Source organism: Psychrobacter sp. TWP2-1-2 (assembly GCF_049896785.1).
Lineage (GTDB): Bacteria > Pseudomonadota > Gammaproteobacteria > Pseudomonadales > Moraxellaceae > Psychrobacter.
Genome location: NZ_JAFCVA010000012.1, coordinates 40,297 through 63,867, shown reverse-complemented (window position 1 = coordinate 63,867; position 23,571 = coordinate 40,297). Strand labels below are relative to the sequence as shown.

The window sequence follows — 23,571 nt, the reverse complement described above, 5'->3', positions numbered from 1 at the left end:
CTAAATTAACGCTTTTTATCTTTATTGGTGAATTTCTGCTTATCTTTGGTAGTAAATTTCTGTGCCCGATTACGCTCGCGTTGGCGCAATTGTTGCGTCTTCGCTTTGGTTGGCGTATCGCTCTTGTTGGCATATGGGTTGTCATTTTGTTTAAGGACAACGTTGAGCGGCGTGCCTTCGAGCTTAAATACTTGACGGAATTGGTTCTCCAGATAACGCTGATAGCTCTTAGGTAATGCACTGGTTTGGTTACCATGAATGACAATCACGGGCGGATTGTGACCACCGATGTGAGCAAAGCGCAGTTTAATACGGCGACCAGCAACCGTTGGTGGTGGATTGGCTGTCACCGCATCTTGCAGAATCTGAGTCAAACGATTGGTTGATACTTCAAACATCGAAGATTTATAAGCACGCAAGATAGACGGGTATAGATTACCCACACCCGTACCATGTAGTGCTGAGATTAGATGCACTTTTACATAAGGGATAAAGTTAAAGCGGCGATCCATCTCAATCTTGATATAATTTTTCTGATCAGCAGTCAGACCATCCCACTTATTAATCGCAACAACTAAAGCACGACCCGCATCAAGCGCATAGCCAATCATATGCAAGTCTTGATCAACGATACCTTCATGAGCATCAATAACAATAACGGTTACGTTAGAATCTTCGATTGCTTGCAGGGTTTTAATGACCGAGAACTTCTCTACTTTTTCATCAATTCTGCCGCGGCGGCGCACACCAGCGGTATCGATTAAGACGTAGTCCTTACCCTCACGTGTATAAGGAATATAAATACTGTCACGCGTGGTACCGGGCATATCAAAAACCACTACTCGGTCTTCACCCAATAGACGATTGACTAGCGTCGATTTACCAACGTTTGGACGACCTATGATCGCTAACTTCAAACCTTTTGGCTCTACGACATTCTCTTGCTCAGGCATATCAGCCGTCAATATTTCAAGCAAATTACCGACACCGCGACCATGACTTGCCGCCATTGGATATGGCTCACCCAATCCTAATGCATAAAATTCGGCAGGTGCAGCGTCGTGAGCACCATCAACTTTATTGGCAACCACATAGACTGGTTTGCCAAGGGTGTGTAAAAACTTACCAATCTCAGCATCTGCGCCGATCATACCAGCACGAGCATCCACCACAAATACGATGATGTCTGCTTCATGAATCGCTGTATGCGATTGCTCAGACATATAATCATCAATGTTGCCGCTACCGTCATCCGCCTCACCAATACCACCAGTGTCTACAACGATAAAAGATTTGTCTTCATAGGTCGCATCACCGTACTGACGGTCACGAGTCAGTCCTGACAAATCAGCAACCAATGCCTGCCGACTTTTTGTGAACTGATTAAATAAGGTGGATTTACCGACGTTTGGACGACCAATTAAGGCGACCACAGGCTTGATACTCATGGGTTACTCTCAGTGAAAGGCACAATGGCGGGCAGTACAGTTATTCTTATAACCAGTGATATAACAGTAGTCGTGAATAAGCTGCTCTTGACCGCAAATTAAAATGAATGATAAAACAATAGCAAAAATAATAGTCCGCTATTTTACAATTAGCAAGTGGTACATAGGATGACTAAATGATAAATAATAAATAATAAATATGGATAACACGTACGGCGCATCGGTCGCATAGAGTACGCGAAAGCCTGTATTTAAACAAGCAATTTACACAAGGCACTAAACGCTGACGAAGCAGCGTTTGTGTTCTCTAAAATTGCAATCAACCAGTTGGCTTAACGATAATATCAAACATACTATCTAAGTAAGCATTAACCGATAAAAAGCTTAGCGGGCTAATTGCCAAATAGCAACCTGTCCTGATGTGCTCTGTGTCATTAAACGGCTGCCTTGTACTTGCAAGCTACTCAAAGCGCCCTTAGTTTGTACACGGCTAACGATTTTACCGCTAGCTGGATCAAATAAGTGTACCACGCCGTCAAAATCACCCACGGCAATATAATTGCCAATCATTACAGGATTGGTTAAATGACGATAAGCCAGCTCTTCACTTTCCCAAAGAACCTCACCATTACTGCGATTATAGGCAACCACTTTGCCCTCTAAGCTGGTACCAATCACTTGCTGGTTATTTACAGCAAGTGACTTTAAGCTGGCAAGCTCGTTGACAAACATGACTTGACGCGAAGCCAAATCAATACCTAATAACTGACCACTATAACTGATGGCAAATAGCTGGTTTTTATCGACGATCGGCGTACCATCGACATCACTCATGCGCTCAACTTCACTACTACCAGTGCCAATGCCAACACGTCTTGACCACTGCGGCAAACCACTATCAGTCGTTACCGCATGTAAACGACCATCAGCAGTCGCCAATAATGCCGTTTTGCTGTCTAATAACGTTGGCGCCGCACTACCGCGCACACTGATGGCTGGCACTTGTGTGGCAAACTGCCAGACTGACTGACCTGTCTGTAGTGACAAGCCATGTAAAAAGCCATCGTTCGCTGATAGAATGACACGGTTATTGGTAATTAAAGCGGGTGTCAATACTGATCCTGATAACTGCTTCTGCCAGCGTTTTGCGCCAGTCGCACTATCAAACGCCATCACTTGACCGCCGCGTGTGCTAATAATCGCTGTTTGGCTTAAAGCATCTAAAGCAACGCCGCCCGTGATTTGATCGCCAACGTTGATCGACCATAAACGTTCGCCTGCACTGTTAAAGCCGGTCAAGTCCCCACCGCGCGATGCAGTGACGATTTGTCCATTGACATAACCTACTTGCAAGTCTAATGGATCTTTCTTACTGGCTTTTTTATTGCCAATATCCGTGCTAAAAACTGGTTGCAACACACTGATAGGCTCAGCAATCTGTACCAGCTTGACTGGATCATTGACGACGGGTTTAATACCGCGATTACACCCAATCACCGCAGTGCTCATCACTGCCAATACTGCCACATGCATCACCGTCGATTTGATGGTTTTAGCTTTTGATATCTTGCTAGAGCGAATAGATTGAGTCATTATGAGTTCTCACTACAAATAAATTATTATTAATTAGTAAATTGGTTATCAGTAAATATAAGATCGACGCTTAGTACTCACCAAGCACATTCAATGAGTACTGGTGGTTCATGCGACGCGATTGTTTTACTGTACCACTTAGCTTGTAGAACGGTTATAGATACGCGCTATTGACTAGCAATTATCAGGCATTAGGTAAAACGCAAACGCTATTATTGGTTAACAGCGCTTGTCACTGTACAATTATTGCGCAACCTCGGCAGCAGCATTTTCTTCCACTAAGGGCTGTGCAGCACTACTTGACTCTTGAATCAGACTGACTGGTTCGTCGATAGGCTCAGGTACGATGCCCAGACTCTCCATCTTTAATGCCAATACTGCACGCGTCTCTTGACGGTTGCGTAACAACTCCCAAGCATTATTGTAAGACTTGATCGCTGAGTCTTTATTATCTTGTGCCAAATAAATATCCCCTAACAACTCTTGTTGGCTGGCTTCAAATGAGCTTGGCATATCATTGTTGGCTTCTGCTAATGCAGCATCCGTATCGCCCGCCGCCAGTAACGTTGTCGCATAGCGCAAACGAGTAATTGCCTGTAAACCTGCATCACCTAAGTCAATAGCCAATGCTTTTTTGAGGGTTTCACTTGCCTCGGCAAATTCATTATTATCTACTTGCTGACGCGCTTTAATCATCAGTGCTTGCCAAGCGTAAACCGACTCACCATGCTTGCTAACTAGCGCATCAATATCTTTATTTAGCTGGGTGCGACTTTGGGCAAGTGCTGCCTGTGCTTCTGCTTCCAAATCAGGGTTTTGTGAGGCCAAACTGACTTCTTCATTCAACCGCTGAATGTCTGCATAATGATCTGCTGCAACGGTGTCTACGCGCGCATGGTTGTCCTGCCAATATGTCCAACCAAAATAAGCGGCCAGTGCCAACAAAATCGCAGTGACAATATAGCTACCATACTGCTTTAACGCTTGCATTGAATTGTCTGCATTCGGCGAATTGGGTGTCAGAGCCATATGTGTTTACCTGATAAAAGTGTTATTAAATTGCTAATGCTAAAACCGCAATCGATTACTGACGGATAAAATTTTCTTTGCTCGACAACCAATCTGTCGCAACCGTCTGTTGTTCGCCCGTCTGCATGTCTTTAACGCTGAGGGTATTATCATCCAGCTCTTGCTGCGCAATAATAACGGTCAATGCAGCACCTGACTTATCGGCTTTCTTCATTTGCGCTTTTAGGCTCGTCGCACTCGCCATTTTCACCCGAATATCTGGGCGACTATAGCGTAGGCGTTGGGCATAGCCAATACCCGCACTATAAACTTCCGGATGCGCAACCACGAAAACATCGCAAGCGGGAACATCAGCAATCGGCGCAACCGCTTCCATTAACAGTAATAAACGCTCAAGCCCCATGGCAAATCCAACAGCAGGCTCAGATTTTACTGGCTTATTGCCATCAGTACCGATGGATTTTAGTTGCCCAATCAAACCATCATAACGGCCGCCCGCACAAACGGTCGCTTGGCTACCAAGCTTGTCGGTCACCCACTCAAAAACCGTTTTGTTGTAATAATCAAGACCGCGTACTAAGTGCGGATTGATCTCAAAATTAATACCCAGCTCTGTTAAATAGGCTTGTACTTGCTCAAAATGCGCCACGCTTTCTTCACCTAAAAAGTCAGCAAGCTTCGGCGCATCTACCAACACGGCTTGTGTACTGGCTTCTTTACTGTCTAAAATACGTAGCGGATTGGTGGTCAAGCGGCGCTTGCTGTCTTCATCCAGCTGATCTTTTTTATCGGTCAGATAGGTGACCAATGCTTCGCGATAAGCATAACGCTCATCAATTTCGCCCAGACTGTTTAGCTCTAAACGCATCTCATCTTTTAGACCCAGCTCTTGCCACATCAGATGAGTCATGGCGATCAGCTCAGCGTCAGCGTCTGGTAAGGCACTACCAAAGCTTTCAACACCTATTTGATGAAACTGACGATAACGACCTTTTTGTGGACGCTCATAGCGAAACATCGGGCCGATATACCATAACTTTGGCGTATCACCGCGCAGTAAGTTGTGCTCAATCACAGCACGTACTGCACCTGCCGTACCTTCGGGGCGTAGAGCCAACGGCGTTGGTGGCTCAGATTTATCGGTAAAGCTATACATCTCTTTTTCGACAATATCAGTCGCACCGCCAATGGCACGCGCAAACAAATCGGTTTGCTCAACGATTGGCAAGCGAATATGCTCAAAGCCGTATCTGCCCAGTACTTCAGCCAATATCGCTTCTAAATGCAGCCATTTTGCGGACTGATCAGGCAAAATATCATTGAACCCTTTGATAGCTTTAATCATGGTACGGTCGTATCCTTAAAAATTTTAACAAGTGTCTCTTTTATTTTTTGCTCATAATAGTGTTTTATTTTACGCGGATAATCTCATTCTCGCGTTTTTTAGCCAAATCTTCGGCATGTGCGCGTACCATGCCTTCTATTTCATCGACCAAATTATCGGTATCGATAAGATGGCTTTTTTCACCCATACGATATACCAAGGATCTTGGTGCAGCACCAACAATGCCAATATCGGCCTCTTTGGCTTCACCAGGACCATTTACTTTACAGCCGATCACAGACAGGTTCATTGGTTCACGAATGTCTTCTAAACGCGACTCTAAAGCCGTCATAACTCGAATCACATCAAACTCTTGGCGCGAGCAGCTTGGGCACGCAATAAAGTTGACACCATTAGAACGTATATTGAGCGATTTTAGAATATCAAAGCCGATTTTAATTTCTTCTTCAGGCTCTGCCGCCAGTGAGATACGAATGGTATCACCAATGCCATCTAATAATAACCCGCCAAGTGCAATCGCGGATTTAACCGCGCCCGTACGATAAACGCCTGCCTCGGTGACGCCTAAATGCAGTGGATTATCAATTTGGGCAGAAATCAGGCGATACGCATCCAAGGTCAAAAACACATTGCTGGCTTTAACCGATACTTTATATTGATCAAAATTTAGACGCTCTAATATATCGATATGGCGCATGGCTGATTCAAGCATCGCCTCGCCAGTTGGCTCGGTATATTTGCGCTGAATGTCTTTTTCGAGCGAGCCTGCATTGACACCGATACGAATAGGGATGTTGTAATGTTTGGCACAGGCGACCACTTCACGTACTTTGGCATCGCTACCGATGTTACCTGGATTAATACGCAGACAGTCAGCCCCTGCTTCGGCAACTGCTAACGCAATCTTGTGGTCGAAATGCACATCTGCAATCAAAGGCACACTGACCAACTTACGAATTTCGCCAAAAGCTTTGACCGTATCCATCGTTGGCGTCGACACCCGCATCAAATCCGCACCAGCTTTAACGCAGCGTTCGATTTGAGCGACAGTTGCTGCCACATCGCAAGTATCTGTATTGGTCATACTCTGCACACTAATCGGCGCATCACCACCAATCGCGACATCACCGACATATATTTTTTTGGTAAGGCGACGGTTAATAGGCGCTGACGTTGACATAGACAAACCCTTCAGTTAGAGCGAAAAAACGCAGAAAAAACACACTTATAATAGCTTGCAGATAGCAACTTTTAAAAATAAATCTTGTACAGCAGTCGATAAGACTAGCATTCAAAATTAGCCGCTTAAAAAGTTAAGGCGCTAACTCAAAATTGGCTTGCTTATCCGTTGCATAAGTATTTAGCGCAACCGCTTCTTGGTTAAGCATTATGCTGACATTATCGACATTATCAATTTGTACATTAAACGGCGGCGTACCTGACAGTTTATAATCCCCAGATGTCTGCGAGCCACTCATTAAACTACTACCAGAGGCATCAGTAATACTCACGACGGCAGTATCCGTCAGTTTGACATCTAAAGACGCTGGACTTGCATCGCCGCCCAAGTTTAGAGCAGAGCCAGAGGCACCAACGCCCATCTCATCAGTATTGATTGCCGCACCTTGCGCTTGCTCTATCGCTGAGACGTCTTCGACCGTCGATACTGGCTGCTCGGTATTCTCTTTACTTGCATTACTCACCATGCGAAATAAGAAAATCGCTAAAATAATGACACCAATAACGGCGATGATCAGTAGTGGGTTAAAACGAATACGATTGTGCGTATCACGTTGCAATGTGCCCATTGGACGCAGTGGCGTATCCGTGTTATTCACTGACTTTGCTTTCAGCTCCGTAGGATAAGCGGCATCAAAGCTGGTTGCTATTTTTACAGGATCCAAACCCAAAAACTTAGCATAATTGATGGCAAACCCACGGGCAAAAGCAGCTTGCGGCATCTCCGAAAAATTTTCATTTTCAAGCGCTTGCAAATGACGCTTTAAAATAAATAACTCGGCAGCTACCTCGTCTAAGCTGATTTGCTTATTTTTACGGGCTTGCTGCAACACGGCACCAAATGATCCCTGAGCGTTAGATTGAGTGTTTAATGATGGGGTGGTCATTTCCATGGTGCCTCTGGATTGTTAAGCCAAGTCTTAAGTTGTTTTGCTTCATCACTTAAAGGATAAGCAGATAAAAGCTGCTGTGCCAATTGCTGGCGCGTCGTTATGTTATTTTGTGCAGCGGCCAATTTGATACCTTGTAATAGCAAGCGCGGGCTAATGCCCTGCCCTTGTACCAGTACCAAGGTTTCATCATAAAGCCTTTGAGCCTGTGGAACACGTTGCTGCTCAAGCAATAAATCGACCAACTCGATATGGGCAATAATACTATTACGATTGCCATCAAGTGCCCGTAAAAATGCTTTAGCAGCCGCACTGCGATCCCCTAGCTGTAAGTAAGTGCGCCCTAGATTCTCTAGCGCACCAATACGACCTTCGTAACCTAATGCTGAACCCGCAATCTCAAACTGCTCTGCCGCCTCACGATAGCGCTTCATTTGTGACAAATAAACGCCATAGTTATTGTGGGCTTGCTCAAAATCTTTATCAAGCGTAATCGCTTTTTTAAAATACTGATCGGCTTTTTCGAGATTGAGTCGACTGCCCTCTTGCTGCAGCAAAACGCCCATCATATCATAGGCTGGCGCGTAACGGCTATCGGCAGCAAAGGCTTTTTCGAGTTGGCGCTGAGCGGTATCAAGCTCATTTTTGCGGATATATTGTGCGGCAAGTGAAGTGCGCACGCGAGCAATTTCTTGTTGATCTAAGTTACGATTGTCATTGGGTCGCGTAGACGTTTGATAAGCCGCGATGTTTGTCAAATCATTGGTCGGCGTGCTTTGACAACCAGTGAGCAGCAGCCCTACCAATGCCGTCACTAATACCGTACGCTTCGACATCGCTACTGGGTCAATAGCCCCTAGTCCATTCGCTGTACTCAATCGCTTATAAGTCTGAGAAAATATTTTTTGATAATTGAACTGACAAGAATTTCTAGAAGTCATCATAGCCGCCATCATAAAACTGTGATTCAATGCGTTCGATCCTCGAGGCATCAGTTTAATAGATTTAGCCCGCATAAGTACAATTTAGTTGTCATTAATTGCTGTGCACATCCAAACTAATCGTTATTGCTACATTTTTATTACCATTGCGACAGATAAAAGACAAATACGATGCTACATCGAAAATGTCTATTCACCATTTATATGACCATCATACTAAACACTTTCACGATCCTTGATGCTTTGCTGCCACGCGGCTGAACGACGGGTTCTGTCAGCCACTTGCCCAACCAATTGACCACATGCCGCATCAATATCATCACCGCGTGTTTGACGTATGGTACAAACAAAACCTGCTTCACTTAATATATTGCTAAAGGCATGAATACGATTATTACTCGACTTATCATAATTTGCATGAGGGAACGGGTTAAATGGTATCAAGTTAATCTTACTCGGTAAATCGCCCAATAATGCGACCAATTGCTCAGCATGCTCATTACTATCATTGACACCATCTAGCATCACATATTCAATAGTCACGTGTTTTTTGTGGCGCGGATTGACTTCAAAAACGTAATTTCTCGCTGCCGCCATGAGCTGCTCTAATGGATATTTTTTATTGATCGGCACTAATTCATTACGCAGCTCGTCATTTGGTGCGTGCAATGAAATCGCTAAAGCGACGTCAAGCTCCTGTGCCAACTCATACATCTTAGGAACCACACCTGAGGTAGATAGCGTGACACGGCGTTTTGATAAACCATAAGCGTGGTCACTGAGCATCAATTCCATCGAGCTGACAACGGGACGATAGTTTAATAACGGCTCGCCCATGCCCATCATGACGACGTTGGTGACGTTGTTTTCCCATAAACTATGGTCAACATTTTCTAAACTGTCATTTTCATCGGTCATATAAGAGGCATTTGCCACCCATAATTGTCCAAGAATTTCAGCCGCTGTTAAATCGCGCTCAAAGCCTTGCTTACCGGTACTACAAAAGCTACAGTCCAGCGCACAGCCTACTTGCGAAGAGACACACAAGGTTTTGCGACCGTTTAATTTACTGTCATCTGCGGGAATCAATACGGTCTCGACCAAAGAGCCACCCGTGACTTCAAATACCCATTTACGCGTGCCGTCATCACTATATTGACGATGAATCACTTTTGGCGGAATGACGCAGGCATTGGCTGATAATTTATCACGCAAAGATTTACTCAGATTGGTCATTTGCTCAAAATCAGTGACACCCTGCTGATATATCCACTTAATGACTTGCGTCGAGCGAAACGGCTTTTCACCAATACTCTTAAAGTATTCCGCTAGCTGCGCTTGTGTCATACCTAGTAGATTGGTTTTCGCCTGCGCCTCGTCTACTAATTTTATACTCTTAGTAGTCTTAGCAGGTACATGTTGGACGTCAGTTTGAATAGGAGTTTGAGCAGTTGACATAATAAATAACCTTTTTGCATCTACTGGTATGAGCGATACAATTGTTGAGATGGGTGTTGCAGACGTACTCAATATATGAGTGCATGAGCAATCCGTTATGAGCGCATTTTTTACCAAAAACTGAAAGTAATATGCTGATAAAGGATTGATAACGCTATATAAAACCAATAATGAGGGAGAAAAGTTAAAATTTCAACACTAAAATCTCAATGCATAGTCAGACTATTATAATAGCTAAAACGGCTTATACCAAAAGATATAAGCCGTCTTGCCACACTAATTATTAATCAGTACTATTATTTATAACAGTGGCTATTAATAAATACTGCTATTAACGCGTACGTGCACACACTTCTTCTTCATTGAAAAAGTAGCTGATTTCACGTGCTGCTGATTCAGCTGAATCTGAACCATGAACCGCGTTTTCATCGATGCTGCTAGCGAAGTCAGCACGAATAGTGCCTTCAGCGGCGTCTTTTGGGTTAGTAGCGCCCATGATATCACGATGCTTAGCGATCGCATTTTCGCCTTCTAGTACAGATACCAATACTGGACCTGAAGTCATAAATGACACTAGATCTTTGTAGAATGGACGCTCAGCGTGCTCAGCGTAAAAACCACCCGCTTTTTTATCATCAAGTTGCATCATTTTAGCGGCAACAATTTTTAGACCTGATTTTTCAAAACGATCGTAGATAGCGCCGATGTTGTTGCCAGCGACTGCGTCAGGTTTGATGATAGATAAAGTACGTTCGTTAGCCATGAAAAGCTCCTAATAATTAATGAATTCGATAAAAATGAGATGGTAAATGCTTTGTTTTATCTTTGGCCGCAATGTTGACTTAGGCAGATTTAAATAATCTCATGGTCTATCAATGCGATAATATGAGCGCCAACACAGGATTGCTGCCTATTATAATGATTAGCGCTATAAATGATAGGGTTAATTTATGACCGCACCTTGCATAAAAGTAAATTTATGACCGCAGCTTATCTTAAGACAAAGTGAGCATTCATCAATAGCAGATTCTTACCCTACGTATCTCATCACTAACTATCTTTGTCATTGATGAGCATAAAACCAACTTGGCGAAAACTCTATGTAAGTGTTACCAACAAAAATCCCTCAGCATATAATGCTAAGGGATTTTTGTTAATACGCAGCTATGAAGGTCACTGCTTTCAAGCAATACTAAAAAACAACTACTCGCCTAAGCGGCTGTCGCGGCAACTGCCAGCGCTACATTCACGCACACGATCATTTAAGAAGTTCACTCGCTCAGTTGTCACCCGAGTCGCACAGCCCATATTAACAAAAAATCCTTCATCATTATTATAACTACATTGGTCATTACGCTCGCGTATCCACGCCAATTGTCCACGTTTGAGTTTGGATTTTTGCTGGCTATTTAACTGCTTAGCCAATTTTGCATAAGAATTATTCAGCTCTTTATCCGCTTCTAAATATACTTTCGTTAAGCAATATAAATCATCAAAATCATTGTTGGGTTTGTCACAGTTTTGCGCGCCCCATGACAGCATAGGAAACATAAAAGCCGCAGACGTTAGCAGCGCTAAAGCTGTTTTACCTATAGAGTGCTTGATAATAGTCGCTTTCATCACGTTTTCCTTTTTATATATTGATAAAATTACATTCATTTATGACATAATATACCAATTAAACCAGAATAATGTTAGCAATTCTCTCCTTTATACTATTTTTTCTTATCTCAATTTATTCAATTACCAGATAGCTTGATTTTTATCGTTAGAAATTAATAGTGATTAACACTTTTTATCACTTGGCATTAATGACAGTTCACATAATAAAAAATTATGAGAATTTACTCATAAGACATTACTCATAAAAAAAATCCCAATGCTCAGCACTGGGATTTTTTATTAATACTAAAAGCGATTTAAGCAACTTTATAGTAAAAACTAAGCATCGTATGGGTCGCGCAATACAATCGTCTCTTCGCGATCAGGACCGGTTGAGATAATATCAACTGGGCAACCAATCAATGCTTCGATACGTTTGATGTATTTTTTAGCATTTTCTGGAAGTTCATCATAGTTAGTGATACCAACGGTTGACTCACTCCACCCTTGCATCGTCTCATACTTAGGCGTGACTGACTCATAGAATTCAGCATCATGTGCACCTGCACATTCAGTTTCAGGCAAGTTATAACCCACACCGATTAGTAACTCTTCAAGACCATCTAATACGTCAAGCTTAGTTAAGCAGATACCTGACATAGAGTTCAGTACCACGGCACGGCGTAATGCTTCCGCATCGAACCAACCACAGCGACGCGCACGACCAGTGGTCGCACCAAACTCATGACCGACTTTAGCCAAATGCGCACCAACATCATCAAATAGTTCAGTTGGGAATGGACCACTACCGACACGGGTAGTATAAGCTTTAGTGATACCAAGTACGTAATCTAAGTACAATGGACCGATACCAGTACCAGTAGACACGCCGCCAGCAGTTACGCTTGAGCTGGTCACAAACGGATATGTACCGTGATCGATATCAAGCAATGTACCTTGCGCACCTTCAAACATCAGGTTCTTGCCAGCCAGACGCAATTGATTAAGGTCTTCAGTCACATCAGTAACCATGCCTTTAATCTCTTCTTTCCACTCTTGGCAAAGCTTAAGTGTCTCATCAAAATCAATCGCTTCAACTTTATAATACTGAGTCAGTTGGAAGTTATGATATTCGATTAAGTTGCGGAGTTTTTCTTCTAAATCTTCACGGAACAAGTCAGCAAGCTTAATAGCACGGCGCGCTACTTTGTCTTCGTAAGCAGGTCCAATACCACGACCTGTCGTACCGATTTTGCCAGTACCGCGTTTAGCTTCGCGTGCTTGGTCAAGTGCCACATGATACGGCATGATAAGTGGGCAGTTTGGAGAGATACGCAGACGCTCACGTACTGGTACGTTGTTGTCTTCAAGCTCTTTCATCTCTTTTAATAATGCGTCAGGTGCTAACACCACGCCATTACCGATGAAGCAGGTAACGCCTTCACGTAAAATACCTGATGGGATTAAATGTAGGATGGTGGTTTTGCCATCGACAACTAACGTGTGACCAGCGTTATGTCCGCCTTGAAAACGTGCAACTGCTGAAGCTTTTTCGGTTAGTAAATCGACGATTTTACCTTTACCTTCATCGCCCCATTGGCTACCCAAAACTACGACATTCTTACCCATGATCAGTCCTTACCTTTAATGTATTGAGGTGTGTGCAATAACGGTTTAAAACCTGTGATAACTTTCGTTATCTTGATTTTAAAGACGTTAAAAAATGGTAATAATACTAATATTAATATTAATATTAAAAACTAATGCTTAAATACTTTGTAACTGCCAATGATTATCTGTAAAGCTCAAAAGATGCGTCATATCAGAGGGACGATCTTCTGCATTCAATGGCATGGTGACGCGATAGCCTTGCTCACGTAAACTCTCAACCTGCTGTAGCAGTATCTGTCTCTGTTCTTGGTTTGCACTGCTCAAGGCTTCATAGTCGACCAATACGATGATTGGTGCCTCAAGCTGCGTGTGTGCAAGCAAACGACTGACATCCATACTGAAGCCCGTGGCTTCACGTGGCTGATTGATTGCTAACTGGTTGCCGCTTTGCATACCATCGAAACGACCGCCACGTACCAGAGGTTGCGTCTCACTATTGATATAGCCGTTGAATACGATACCCGTGTGGTAATGATAGCCTGATAATTCCGTCACATCGATACTCACAGGGCATTGCCACTGGTCTTGTAGATGTGTTTTTAAGCGTTGTAATTCATTGATAGCAGTCGCGACTTGCGTGTCCTGCTGTGCAGTCTCTGACAATCTCGCCAATAGATTGGTAATATCATGACCAAAACGTGCTAATGCATAAAAATCATCACCCATTGACAATAACTGGCAGACACGCTTTAGCTCTGGTAGATTTTTATTGGCATATAAATGCATGAGTTGCTCAGTGTCATTATCAGACAACTCTGCCAACTCTGCCAGACGCTTAAATATCGCCACGTGACCCAAGTCTATATGCAGCGTCGCACTCATATTTAGCTTATTTATCATGCCAAACAACACATCTATCAGCTCAATATCTGCGGCAAGTGAAGCACAGCCAAATATTTCAGCGCCGAGCTGCAAAGGCGTACGTGAGCCAAATAGCCCTGATGGCAAGGTATGAATCACATCACCTGCATAGCAATAACGTGCAATACCTGTGCCGCCATGATGCGCATCAATACGCAAAATCTGCGGGGTAATATCCGCACGCAGACCCATCAAGCGACCCGTTAGCTGATCGATAATCTTGAAAGTTTGACGCTTTAAATCTTCTGAGGCACCACTCAACAATGACTCAGTAAATTCAATCATTGGTGGATTGACCAACTGATAACCATGACCAATAAGTTGCTGAGTCAGCTGATACCTAAGCACTTCTTGCTTACGCGCATCTTCGAACAGCACATCTACCACCCCATCAGGCAGCAACCAGCTATTGGCAACGTCGCTGGCAAAGTTGTTCAAATATGGCATGCTAGTAGAGGTAGCAGTGTTTTCAGCAGGCTGAGGCGCCGCTTCATTAGTCGTATTTAACTGGGCAAGTTTTGCAGAATCAGAACTGACAGACACAATAAATCCTTGTTTGGCGTATCGCTTACCAAAAACGCGGTACTGATGCGGTACTTAAAGGTTATATTTACAATTGCATTGACGCCAAGCATTTTTATTTTTAACGCGCAACATCATTGACCCAATTATTTATAAACAAACTAGGTAGCCGCAAAAGGGTGAGTAATAAGTATAAGTTAGAATGATAAGACGAGTATCTTTATGCGCTAATAAACGGCGTTAAATAATCAAGGCACTTTATGCTTTAGTTTAGCATAGCAGCCAAGGTTCGCCTAGTGACAATTAGCCACAATTACTATCTAATTACGTCTTATTAGCACTTAATCTATGAAGGTTATCTGTAGACTATATAAGTAATCGTTGACTCAAAAATGGTTACCATCATTTTATATCACAAAGAAAATAATGAGCAAAGTGAGAACAACGCCTTCGATACCGACTCATGGTACACTAAGCCATATTTTTATCTCGGAAGCCTTATGTCATCTGATTACCATCCAAACCCTGCCAACAATCAAGCCAATGTCTTAGGTACGGCACTTGCCAGCTGCTGCTTTGACCCTATTACTGGTTATTACCGTAATGGATTTTGTCATACTGGCAACCATGACGTTGGTCAACACACCGTCTGCGCCAAGATGACCAGCGAGTTTTTGAACTTTTCTGCCAGTCGCGGCAATGATTTGATTACGCCGCTACCTGAGTATGGATTTTCTGGCCTCAAGCCTGGTGATTATTGGTGCATTTGTGCGTTACGCTGGGTTGAAGCTTTGGACTTTGATATTGCCCCGCAAATCAAACTAGAAGCTTGCCACGAAAGCTTATTGAGCTTGGTCGATATTGATACTTTGAAAAGTTACGCCCTTTAATAACGATCATTATTAATAACAATCATTATAAGTTCTGATTGTGACACGTTTTTTACTTTATAAAGGGAGGGTGTATGGAAAACAATAACGACCAGTTGATCAAAAAAACCGCGCGTATTGCACCTAACTCTAATATCAATCGTATTTACGCCGATATGAATGATGAACATCTCTATCTAGACAATGACGACAGCTATATCTATGGCGATGCTGATACCACCACTGAGGACACCATCGAGACCATGACGGTCTACGATCCTGACTCTGAACGCTATGAAGATATTGACTCTTCCAGTGCCGATGAAGTCGTCAATTGCTATGCTTACTCACGTAAAACGGGTGAAAATCTCGATAAATTGGCGCTAAACGATGTTAGTCGTGCATTAAATAATAATGGTCAGTTTATTTGGCTTGGTCTCTATGATCCAAGCCTAGAAACCATGGTCAAAGTCAAAGAAGCCTTTGGGCTACATGAACTGGCAATCGAAGATGCTTTCGCCGATCATCAACGTGCCAAAGTTGAGAACTACGACAATGACATGGTGTTTGTGGTATTGCGTACCGCTAAGCTTGAGGACAATGTCATTCGCTATGGTACCACCGCGATATTTATGGGCAAAAACTACCTGATTACCATCCGTAATGGTCCATCAAACTCCTACGCACCTGTCCGTGAGCATTGTCATCGTCGCCCTGAAAAGCTGCGTATGGGGCCGATATTTGTACTGCATGCTATTCTCGATTTTATCGTGGATAATTATATGCCGATTACCGATCGTTTAGGTCGCTATTTGCGTGAGCAAGAACGTTACGTGTTTACCTATGAGTTTGATAAAGGTACATTAAAAAACCTTTATGAGCTCAAATCGCAACTCGTACATATGCGGGCGATTATTTTGCCAGTACAAGATATCTGTAGTTTTTTTATCAATCATAAAAAAAGCGAGATGGTCTCTGGTTTTTCTCAGGCCGCTAAGCCCTACTTTCGCGACGTCAATGACCATTTGCTACACTCATTAGACGCCATTAATGGTCTGAATGAGATGCTGAGTGTGGTCATGAATACCTATATGGCCATGGTTAATATGGGACAGAACGAGGTGGTGCGTAAGCTTGCTGCTTGGGCAGGTATTTTAGCTGTACCGACGGCCATTGCAGGTATCTATGGGATGAACTTTGATTTTATGCCCGAGCTGCATTGGCAATATTCCTACTTTGTCATCATGCTCATCATTGGGTCATTATGTGGCTATTTATATTACAATTTTAAAAGGCTTAAATGGTTATAACCAAAATTTATAGTTGATGTTTCATTGATAGTCAGCGTTCAGCTTTTAAAAACAGCATCCTTCATGGTGCTGTTTTTCCACTTTATTATTGATAATAATTCTTATTTGTAATACTATTCACATTTATTATTGCTAAACTCTTGCCGCCATTTCTATTATTCCAATGCCATCATATATGATTGACTCAGTCAATAGCACAAACCCTACAACCGTCGGATTTGTATGGGACGGTTTTGTTATTTTACGGCTGGCGTACTGACATATTGTCAATTTGCATCTATCGAGGTTTTTATGCGTTTATCCCGTCTTACTCAAGCTGTCGCGGTCGTTACCGCAGCCTTGATTCTTACTGCTTGTGGCAGTGATTCCGACACAGCCACTGCTATCATAGATGGGACACCGCCACTACTAACCACTGATAGCAACTTTACTGATGGCTATAGCGCGGTTGCAGCGGTATTTGTCTCAGGACAAGTACAAGATAGCAGCGGCGTCAAATCATTGACTTATATGCATAATAACGAATCAGCCCAAGCGCTAACGCTAGATGCTGATGGTTATTTTGATGATCGTATTTTATTAACGCTAGGTAGCAATACCATTGTCTTAGAAGCCACAGACAATGCCGGTAATATCATGCGCTCAACCAAAATCATCTACGTAGGCGATACCATAGCGGCAGGTGGTTCGCATACCGCTGCCCTGCGTGATGGTCAGCTATATGGTTGGGGTCGCAACAACTATGGTCAGACAGGACTCGGTCTGACCACAAAAATCAGCGATATTATGGGACATCCAGACACGCCGATGCTAATGAACAGCGCACCAAAAGATTTGTTATCTATTGGCTTTAATCAAAATCATTCACTCGCTATTGCTCAAAATGGTCAAGTTTATAGTTGGGGCGAAGACAAATACGGGCAGCTGGGTCGCGGTGATGGGGGTCGTAATGATTGTAGCAAGACTGCTGACTGTCGTTTGGATATCAGCGCGATCGAAGGTATCGAAAACGCCGTCATGGTCGCACCCGGCTATAGCCATAACTTGGTATTGACCGAAGAGGGTACGGTTTGGGCCTTTGGTGCCAATGGGTATGGTCAGCTCGGTAATAATACCAGCACCGATAGCAGCACCCCTGTCAAAGTTGACTTTACAGCAGCCACAGAGGCAGGACATATCGTGCAGGTGGTTGTCAGTGGCAATAGCTCTTATGCCTTAGATGACAAAGGTCAGGTTTGGGGTTGGGGCAGCGATGCTTACGCCAACCTTGGCAAAGGCAAAGTCTGTAACACTACAACCAAATGTATCAACGTCAATACAACCCCTGTACGTATTCATGTCATTAATGAAACGATTAATAACGCCATTACTGCTAAGACAGATAACGCCACTCAAAGAGCTGACGACCAACCCGCTATAGATGTAGAAAAAGTGACCCAATTGACGGCTGGCAAAGACCATATCTTAGCATTGACCAATAAAGACGCAGTGTATGGTTGGGGGTTAAATGCCACTAGTCAATTGGGCTACAATGGTGAGACATTTAATGGCAGCGAAAAGGCATGGGCAGATGTCATTACCTCACCGACCAAACTGCCTTGGTTTACAGATAAAGAAGTTCGCCGCGTCTATGCCAATGGCAATGCCAGCTATGCGTTACTGGATAATGTCGCCACTAATAATGGCTCATCAACAACGGATGGTATTCTCTATGCATGGGGCATGTTTGGGGAGACAAATGGCGCAGGCAAGACCATTTACAACGACCTAGATGAACCAACCAATAAGCTGCCGAATCTAAAGAATATCGATAATATGGCCATGGGTGCCATGCATCTGATTGCTCATGAAAAATCGTTTGATCAAGATAATAATACGCTGAAAGCTGGTCATTTATTTACGTGGGGCTGGAGCTTTGAAGGCTCACTCGGCAACAAAGACACCACTCATATTTGGATGTACAATAACCCTATCCCAGTTGCTTTACCTAGTCAGCTATAAGTGCTTTAAGCATGACGAAGCGAACAGTGCATAGTTGGTTGAATTTCCTATCATAAAATTCTCAAACAAGCAGTCTCGTTTATGCTGCTTGTTTAAGTCAATACGCCTAACTATTGCGCGGTAGCTTATCGCATAATCCTCAGGATATCCTCAATTAAATCGACAGCCCTCTAAATAGGCTGACGATGAAGATACACCCTAGCCCCTTATATTCTAGCCATTTCAGGTCAGCCCATGTTTTTACGATCAAACTCGTCAACCATATCAAATTCTTCACTGTATACATCACTTCCCATCATACGTAACACACTACTCAGTGTAAGTATCGCGCTGCTGCTCACTGCTTGTGGTGGCTCAGATGATTCAAATAATTCCAGTAATGATGGCAATACTAACGCACCCAACCCACCCACTACTCCTGACACTCCAGAAATCGATACCAACTGGCAGCCAGCAGGTGGCAGTGCTACGATTGCCGCCAATGGATCACAGCCTTTTTTGCAAATCATGCCCAATCTACCGAGCAGCGCTTTAGGCGGGGTATCACCTGGACGTGAGTTATTTATCACAGAGTGGACACCAGCAAATGAGGGTCGCGTACTGTTCGATGGTGTGGGGCCACTGTTAAATGCCAATGCCTGTACCCAATGCCATAGCGCTGAAGGTCGCAAACCCATTTATGCAGCCAATGGTCAGCTAAGTGATGCGATTTTATTCCGGTTGGGTAATAAGCAAGGCCTGCCACATGCTTATTACGGTGAACAGATGCAGCATCAAAGTATTGCCACAAGTATCAATCCCGAAGGGAGCATGCGCTACGCAGCAATGCCCAGTCAAAATGACAAGCCTGCTGGCATACAGTTTAGCTTTACTCCAACTGACCCTAATCAACCCTTAGGAAATACAGCAATTAGCGGACGTATCTCACCGCAATTGGTCGGCATGGGCTTGCTCGACCTCATTCCTGAAGCGCATATCATTGCGGCAGCTGACCCTGATGATAACAATCAAGACGGTATCAGTGGCCGCGTACATTGGGTACAAGATGGCAAACAGCAGCGCATTGGCCGCTTTGGATGGAAGGCGATTAACTCAAGCCTGCGTACCCAAAACGCCAATGCAATGTCGCAAGATATGGGTTTGACCACCTCGGTATTTATGGATCCTAACTGTACAGTGAATCAGCCTATTTGCTGGACAGCAGCGAATGGCGGCTCTCCAGAAGTCTCAGACAGCAGTCTAGACGCTGTGACCGATTTTATGACCGCCCTTGCCGTACCTGAAAGACGAATAGACGATTTATCAGATTTTAATAAAGGAGCGCAACTGTTTGCGCAAGTCGGCTGTGCTGGCTGTCACACACCCAAACAAAAAACAGGCAATAGTGATCGCTTCCCGCTCCTATCACAGCAAAACATTTATCCTTATACTGATTTATTACTGCATGATATGGGCGCTGGACTAGATGACAGCGTGAAAGAGAAAAATGCAGAAAGCTTTGAGTGGCGTACACCGCCATTGTGGGGAATTGGCATTGTGGCACGTGATCCAGAAGCGCGGTTTTTGCATGATGGTCGTGCCAGCAGCTTGACTGAAGCGATACTCTGGCATGGTGGTGAAGCAGAAGGTACAAAGACGCGCTTTACACAGTTATCCGCCACGCAAAAACAAACATTAATGACCTTTTTAAAGGGCATTTAACACTCAAACAATAAAATGTGAGATTTAAGAAGGCAAAAAAAGGGCTACCAGTGGTAACCCTTTTTTATGCTGCTATTTAATAGTTATTCACGGCGATGCTTGGTATGACTATCAGGCGCTTGAGCATTATCAGGTAACAGCGCTTTAATCGTTAAGTTTGCATGCTGTTTATCAAGATTGTCCTCTGGACGGCCAAACGTTTTTGCTGTCCAAGTTAATACTACGATAGAACCGCTCAATAGCATAATGGCCACAGAAATTGTCGCCAGCAGCCATAAATGGAAATAGTCTGAGACCGCCTGTACATCAACCACCAAATGTCGTGATAAAGCAGTAATCGCGATAAATATCAAAAACTGTACCGGCAGACGATGGGTTTTAAAATAAATACCTATCATGGCCAGCAGCTCAAGATAAATAAACAACATCAATATGTCTTTTAAATCCGCTGAGCCTTTTTGAACAATACCAACGAACTCTTTGCCAGCGGTCCAAACGACAACCACACTGATTAGAAATAAAATAACGTAATGACAGACATCGACAAACTCTCTACCGATACCTTGTAGTCGCTCATGAACACCTACGTTTTTTTTAGCCATGTTTAGGTCCTATCAACTGAGATGTGGTTGATTTAGCCTGAGTATATATTACCTCAGGCCCCTTATTTATCGGCAATCAGTATTCGTATGACTCTCTTTTTAGCCGATATTCAAACCGGCAGATTTTTCAGCAGCATCAACCGTTTGGCGAATAAGGGTATTAATGGTCATTGGACCCACGCCGCCCGGTACAGGCGTATAAGCACTGGCGATATTTTCTACGCCTTGCAACTCAATATCACCGACGCCGCCATTATCCGTTGGATGAAAGCCTGCATCGATAACCACAGCGCCCGCTTTGATCCAATCAGCTTTGATCAGCTCAGGCACGCCCACTGCCCCAACCACGATATCCGCACGCTTAATATGCGACTCTAAATCTTGCGTTCTTGAATGGCAAATCGTTACCGTACAGTTGGCATTCAATAGCATCATCGCCATTGGTTTACCCAAGATGGCACTGCGACCTACAACTACGGCTTCCTTACCAGCAAGCTCAATATTATGATGCTCTAATAAGTGCATGATGCCTTGTGGGGTACATGAACCATAAGCAGATTGCTGCATCGCCATACGACCAAAGCCAAGACAGGTCACACCATCAACGTCTTTTGCCAAGTCAATCTGCTCAAAGCAAGCACGCTCATCGATATGTGCAGGTACTGGGTGCTGCAGCAAAATACCATGGACGTCTGGATTGCTATTGAGTTCATCTATTTTCGTCATCAGCTCTTCAGTGGTCGTCGCACTTGGCATCTCAACGCGTATAGAATCCATGCCGACACGTTTACAAGCATTACCTTTCATACGTACATAAGTCGCAGAAGCGGGATCGTCGCCGACCAATATCGTCGCTAAGCTTGGGGTACGTCCTGTTTTATTCTTGATAGCGTCTACACGCGTACTCAGTTGCTGTTCTATTTGTTTAGCAAGTGCTTTACCGTCCAAAACGGTAGCAGATCCTTGGGCAGTTGACATAGTAACTCCAATAGAGGGTGCGATAAAAAAAAGAAAGACAGCGCCCGCAACTACTTGCATGCCTGTCTTATGCTTGATCAATGTATGATTAAGACTGATATTGTACCTGTCTGGGCTAAAAAATCCTAGCGTGAGATAAGACTTGGATACTTATAAGTTTCTATCACTCGCCAATCCAGCAATATCATGCCACTGCCGATGCAACCTTGACAACCTTTACTGTTTTGAAAGAAAGTCCAATCAAAAATAAAAGCCAATAGCTGCAACTACTTATAAATAATCAACACGCCTTAATAAGCGATATTCTCACATCACTGAATCATTAAAGCAAATACGCAATCGATTGCATTTACCGTTTGCGCGATTTCGGCAGTGGTTAAGGTAGGATGAACCAAAAACATTAAGCTGGTCTCTCCCAACTGTTTTGCTATTGGCAGTCTGTTTTCTGGACGCAAGCCTGTATCATCGAATGCTTTTTCTAAATATACCTCTGAGGCAGACCCTGAATAGCAAGGCACGCCCAGCGCATTTATTTCTTCAATGATGCGATCACGTGTCCAGCCCTCAGCTAGATTATTTGGTTGCACATAAACATACAATTTATAATAGGCATGATTAGAGTTTGGAAACTGAGAGGTCTGCTCTAATGTCGGCACCGATAGATAGCCTTTTTCTTCCCATTTAGCACATGCCTCTAATATCGCTTGAGCATTAGCACGGCGCTTCGCTATCCAGTCACTCATATGTGCCAATTGAATACGCCCAATCACGCCTTGAATCTCGGTCATGCGCCAGTTGGTGCCAAAGCTCTCATGTAGCCAATTATAGCCGGGCAGCTGCTCGGTCTCATAGACCGCCGCATAGCTTTTGCCATGATCTTTATACGCCCACATTTTTCGCCATAACTGCTCGTCATCGGTGGTGACCATGCCGCCCTCGCCGCCTGTGGTCATGATCTTATCTTGGCAAAAACTCCACGCGCCAATATGACCGATACTACCAACGCTGCGACCTTTATAGCGTGCACCATGCGCTTGTGCACAGTCTTCAATGACATATAAATGATGCTGATCTGCCAATGCCATAATGCCATCCATATCACAGGGCCAACCTGCCAAATGTACACAGACGATGCCTTTAGTTTTGTCCGTCAATACCGCCGCTATCGACTCTGGAGTGATATTCCCTGTCGCCTCATCAACATCCGCAAAAATGGGCGTCGCGCCTGCATTAACCACTGAGGAGATACTGGCAATAAAAGTGCGCGGCGTCACGATAACTTCATCACCCACACCTATACCAAGTGCCTGCAATGCCGCGTCCAATGCTAAAGTTCCGTTGCCCAATGCAATCGCGTATTTGCTACCCACCCAATCAGCAAACTCCTCTTCAAACTGACGGCATTCTTGCCCTGTCCAATAATTGACCTTGTTGGATAACAATACTTGACTGACCGCATCCGCTTCTTTCTGAGTAAAACTAGGCCAAGGTGAAAAAGGAGTATTTAGCAT

19 protein-coding genes are annotated in these 23,571 nt (G+C 43.8%); 4 read left to right on the top strand and 15 right to left on the bottom strand.

Annotated elements, in window-relative coordinates:
* Window positions 1–5: 5 nt before the first annotated feature.
* From der to ACP7AE_RS11320, 12 genes are all read right to left on the bottom strand, one after another.
* Window positions 6–1,448 (bottom strand): ribosome biogenesis GTPase Der, encoded by a 1,443-nt coding sequence (gene der, locus ACP7AE_RS11375; RefSeq protein WP_055124475.1) that lies wholly within the window; start codon window positions 1,446–1,448, stop codon window positions 6–8.
* Between the two features lie 384 nt (window positions 1,449–1,832).
* Window positions 1,833–3,041, bottom strand: coding sequence for an outer membrane protein assembly factor BamB (gene bamB, locus ACP7AE_RS11370; protein WP_426243164.1), 1,209 nt, complete (start codon window positions 3,039–3,041; stop codon window positions 1,833–1,835).
* A gap of 243 nt (window positions 3,042–3,284) precedes the next feature.
* Window positions 3,285–4,070: a YfgM family protein gene (locus ACP7AE_RS11365; RefSeq protein ID WP_426243162.1), complete on the bottom strand. Its 786-nt coding sequence runs from the start codon at window positions 4,068–4,070 to the stop codon at window positions 3,285–3,287.
* A gap of 55 nt (window positions 4,071–4,125) precedes the next feature.
* Entirely contained in the window at window positions 4,126–5,415 is a 1,290-nt protein-coding gene (hisS, locus tag ACP7AE_RS11360; RefSeq protein ID WP_426243160.1) for a histidine--tRNA ligase, read from the bottom strand.
* Window positions 5,416–5,479: 64 nt separating this feature from the next.
* Window positions 5,480–6,595, bottom strand: coding sequence for a flavodoxin-dependent (E)-4-hydroxy-3-methylbut-2-enyl-diphosphate synthase (ispG, locus tag ACP7AE_RS11355; RefSeq protein WP_426243158.1), 1,116 nt, complete (start codon window positions 6,593–6,595; stop codon window positions 5,480–5,482).
* 133 nt (window positions 6,596–6,728) lie between these two features.
* Entirely contained in the window at window positions 6,729–7,541 is an 813-nt protein-coding gene (locus tag ACP7AE_RS11350; RefSeq protein ID WP_109591647.1) for a helix-turn-helix domain-containing protein, read from the bottom strand.
* On the bottom strand, window positions 7,538–8,488 hold the full coding sequence (gene pilW / locus ACP7AE_RS11345; protein WP_426243156.1) for a type IV pilus biogenesis/stability protein PilW: 951 nt from the start codon (window positions 8,486–8,488) through the stop codon (window positions 7,538–7,540). The genes ACP7AE_RS11350 and pilW overlap by 4 nt, the downstream gene beginning before the upstream one ends.
* A gap of 213 nt (window positions 8,489–8,701) precedes the next feature.
* Window positions 8,702–9,943 (bottom strand): 23S rRNA (adenine(2503)-C(2))-methyltransferase RlmN, encoded by a 1,242-nt coding sequence (rlmN, locus tag ACP7AE_RS11340; RefSeq protein ID WP_060490621.1) that lies wholly within the window; start codon window positions 9,941–9,943, stop codon window positions 8,702–8,704.
* A gap of 331 nt (window positions 9,944–10,274) precedes the next feature.
* Complete coding sequence (gene ndk, locus ACP7AE_RS11335; RefSeq protein WP_201539565.1) at window positions 10,275–10,706, bottom strand: nucleoside-diphosphate kinase; 432 nt, start codon at window positions 10,704–10,706, stop codon at window positions 10,275–10,277.
* A gap of 440 nt (window positions 10,707–11,146) precedes the next feature.
* Window positions 11,147–11,563 (bottom strand): lysozyme inhibitor LprI family protein, encoded by a 417-nt coding sequence (locus ACP7AE_RS11330; RefSeq protein ID WP_060490620.1) that lies wholly within the window; start codon window positions 11,561–11,563, stop codon window positions 11,147–11,149.
* A 321-nt stretch (window positions 11,564–11,884) separates the two neighbouring features.
* Window positions 11,885–13,174, bottom strand: a complete 1,290-nt coding sequence (locus ACP7AE_RS11325; protein ID WP_426243153.1) for an adenylosuccinate synthase — start codon at window positions 13,172–13,174, stop codon at window positions 11,885–11,887.
* Window positions 13,175–13,312: 138 nt separating this feature from the next.
* Window positions 13,313–14,620 (bottom strand): ATP phosphoribosyltransferase regulatory subunit, encoded by a 1,308-nt coding sequence (locus ACP7AE_RS11320; RefSeq protein WP_426243151.1) that lies wholly within the window; start codon window positions 14,618–14,620, stop codon window positions 13,313–13,315.
* A 479-nt stretch (window positions 14,621–15,099) separates the two neighbouring features.
* On the opposite strand from ACP7AE_RS11320, the gene ACP7AE_RS11315 reads away from it, so the two are divergent.
* From ACP7AE_RS11315 to ACP7AE_RS11300, 4 genes are all read left to right on the top strand, one after another.
* Window positions 15,100–15,489 (top strand): DUF2237 family protein, encoded by a 390-nt coding sequence (locus ACP7AE_RS11315; RefSeq protein WP_045451983.1) that lies wholly within the window; start codon window positions 15,100–15,102, stop codon window positions 15,487–15,489.
* Window positions 15,490–15,563: 74 nt separating this feature from the next.
* Window positions 15,564–16,778, top strand: a complete 1,215-nt coding sequence (corA, locus tag ACP7AE_RS11310) for a magnesium/cobalt transporter CorA (protein ID WP_201539563.1) — start codon at window positions 15,564–15,566, stop codon at window positions 16,776–16,778.
* 291 nt (window positions 16,779–17,069) lie between these two features.
* Window positions 17,070–18,779, top strand: a complete 1,710-nt coding sequence (locus tag ACP7AE_RS11305) for a chromosome condensation regulator RCC1 (protein WP_426243148.1) — start codon at window positions 17,070–17,072, stop codon at window positions 18,777–18,779.
* A 234-nt stretch (window positions 18,780–19,013) separates the two neighbouring features.
* On the top strand, window positions 19,014–20,480 hold the full coding sequence (locus ACP7AE_RS11300) for a di-heme oxidoredictase family protein (RefSeq protein ID WP_201539562.1): 1,467 nt from the start codon (window positions 19,014–19,016) through the stop codon (window positions 20,478–20,480).
* 83 nt (window positions 20,481–20,563) lie between these two features.
* Here the strand turns inward: ACP7AE_RS11300 and ACP7AE_RS11295 are convergent, their stop codons facing one another.
* The 3 genes from ACP7AE_RS11295 to ACP7AE_RS11285 form a co-directional block, all read right to left on the bottom strand.
* The gene (locus ACP7AE_RS11295; protein WP_045451736.1) at window positions 20,564–21,082 is read right to left on the bottom strand and encodes a phosphate-starvation-inducible protein PsiE; all 519 of its coding nucleotides are present in this window, start codon (window positions 21,080–21,082) and stop codon (window positions 20,564–20,566) included.
* Between the two features lie 99 nt (window positions 21,083–21,181).
* On the bottom strand, window positions 21,182–22,060 hold the full coding sequence (gene folD, locus ACP7AE_RS11290) for a bifunctional methylenetetrahydrofolate dehydrogenase/methenyltetrahydrofolate cyclohydrolase FolD (RefSeq protein ID WP_201539561.1): 879 nt from the start codon (window positions 22,058–22,060) through the stop codon (window positions 21,182–21,184).
* A 311-nt stretch (window positions 22,061–22,371) separates the two neighbouring features.
* A complete protein-coding gene (locus ACP7AE_RS11285) occupies window positions 22,372–23,571 on the bottom strand; it encodes a DegT/DnrJ/EryC1/StrS family aminotransferase (RefSeq protein WP_426243146.1) in 1,200 nt (399 codons plus the stop codon).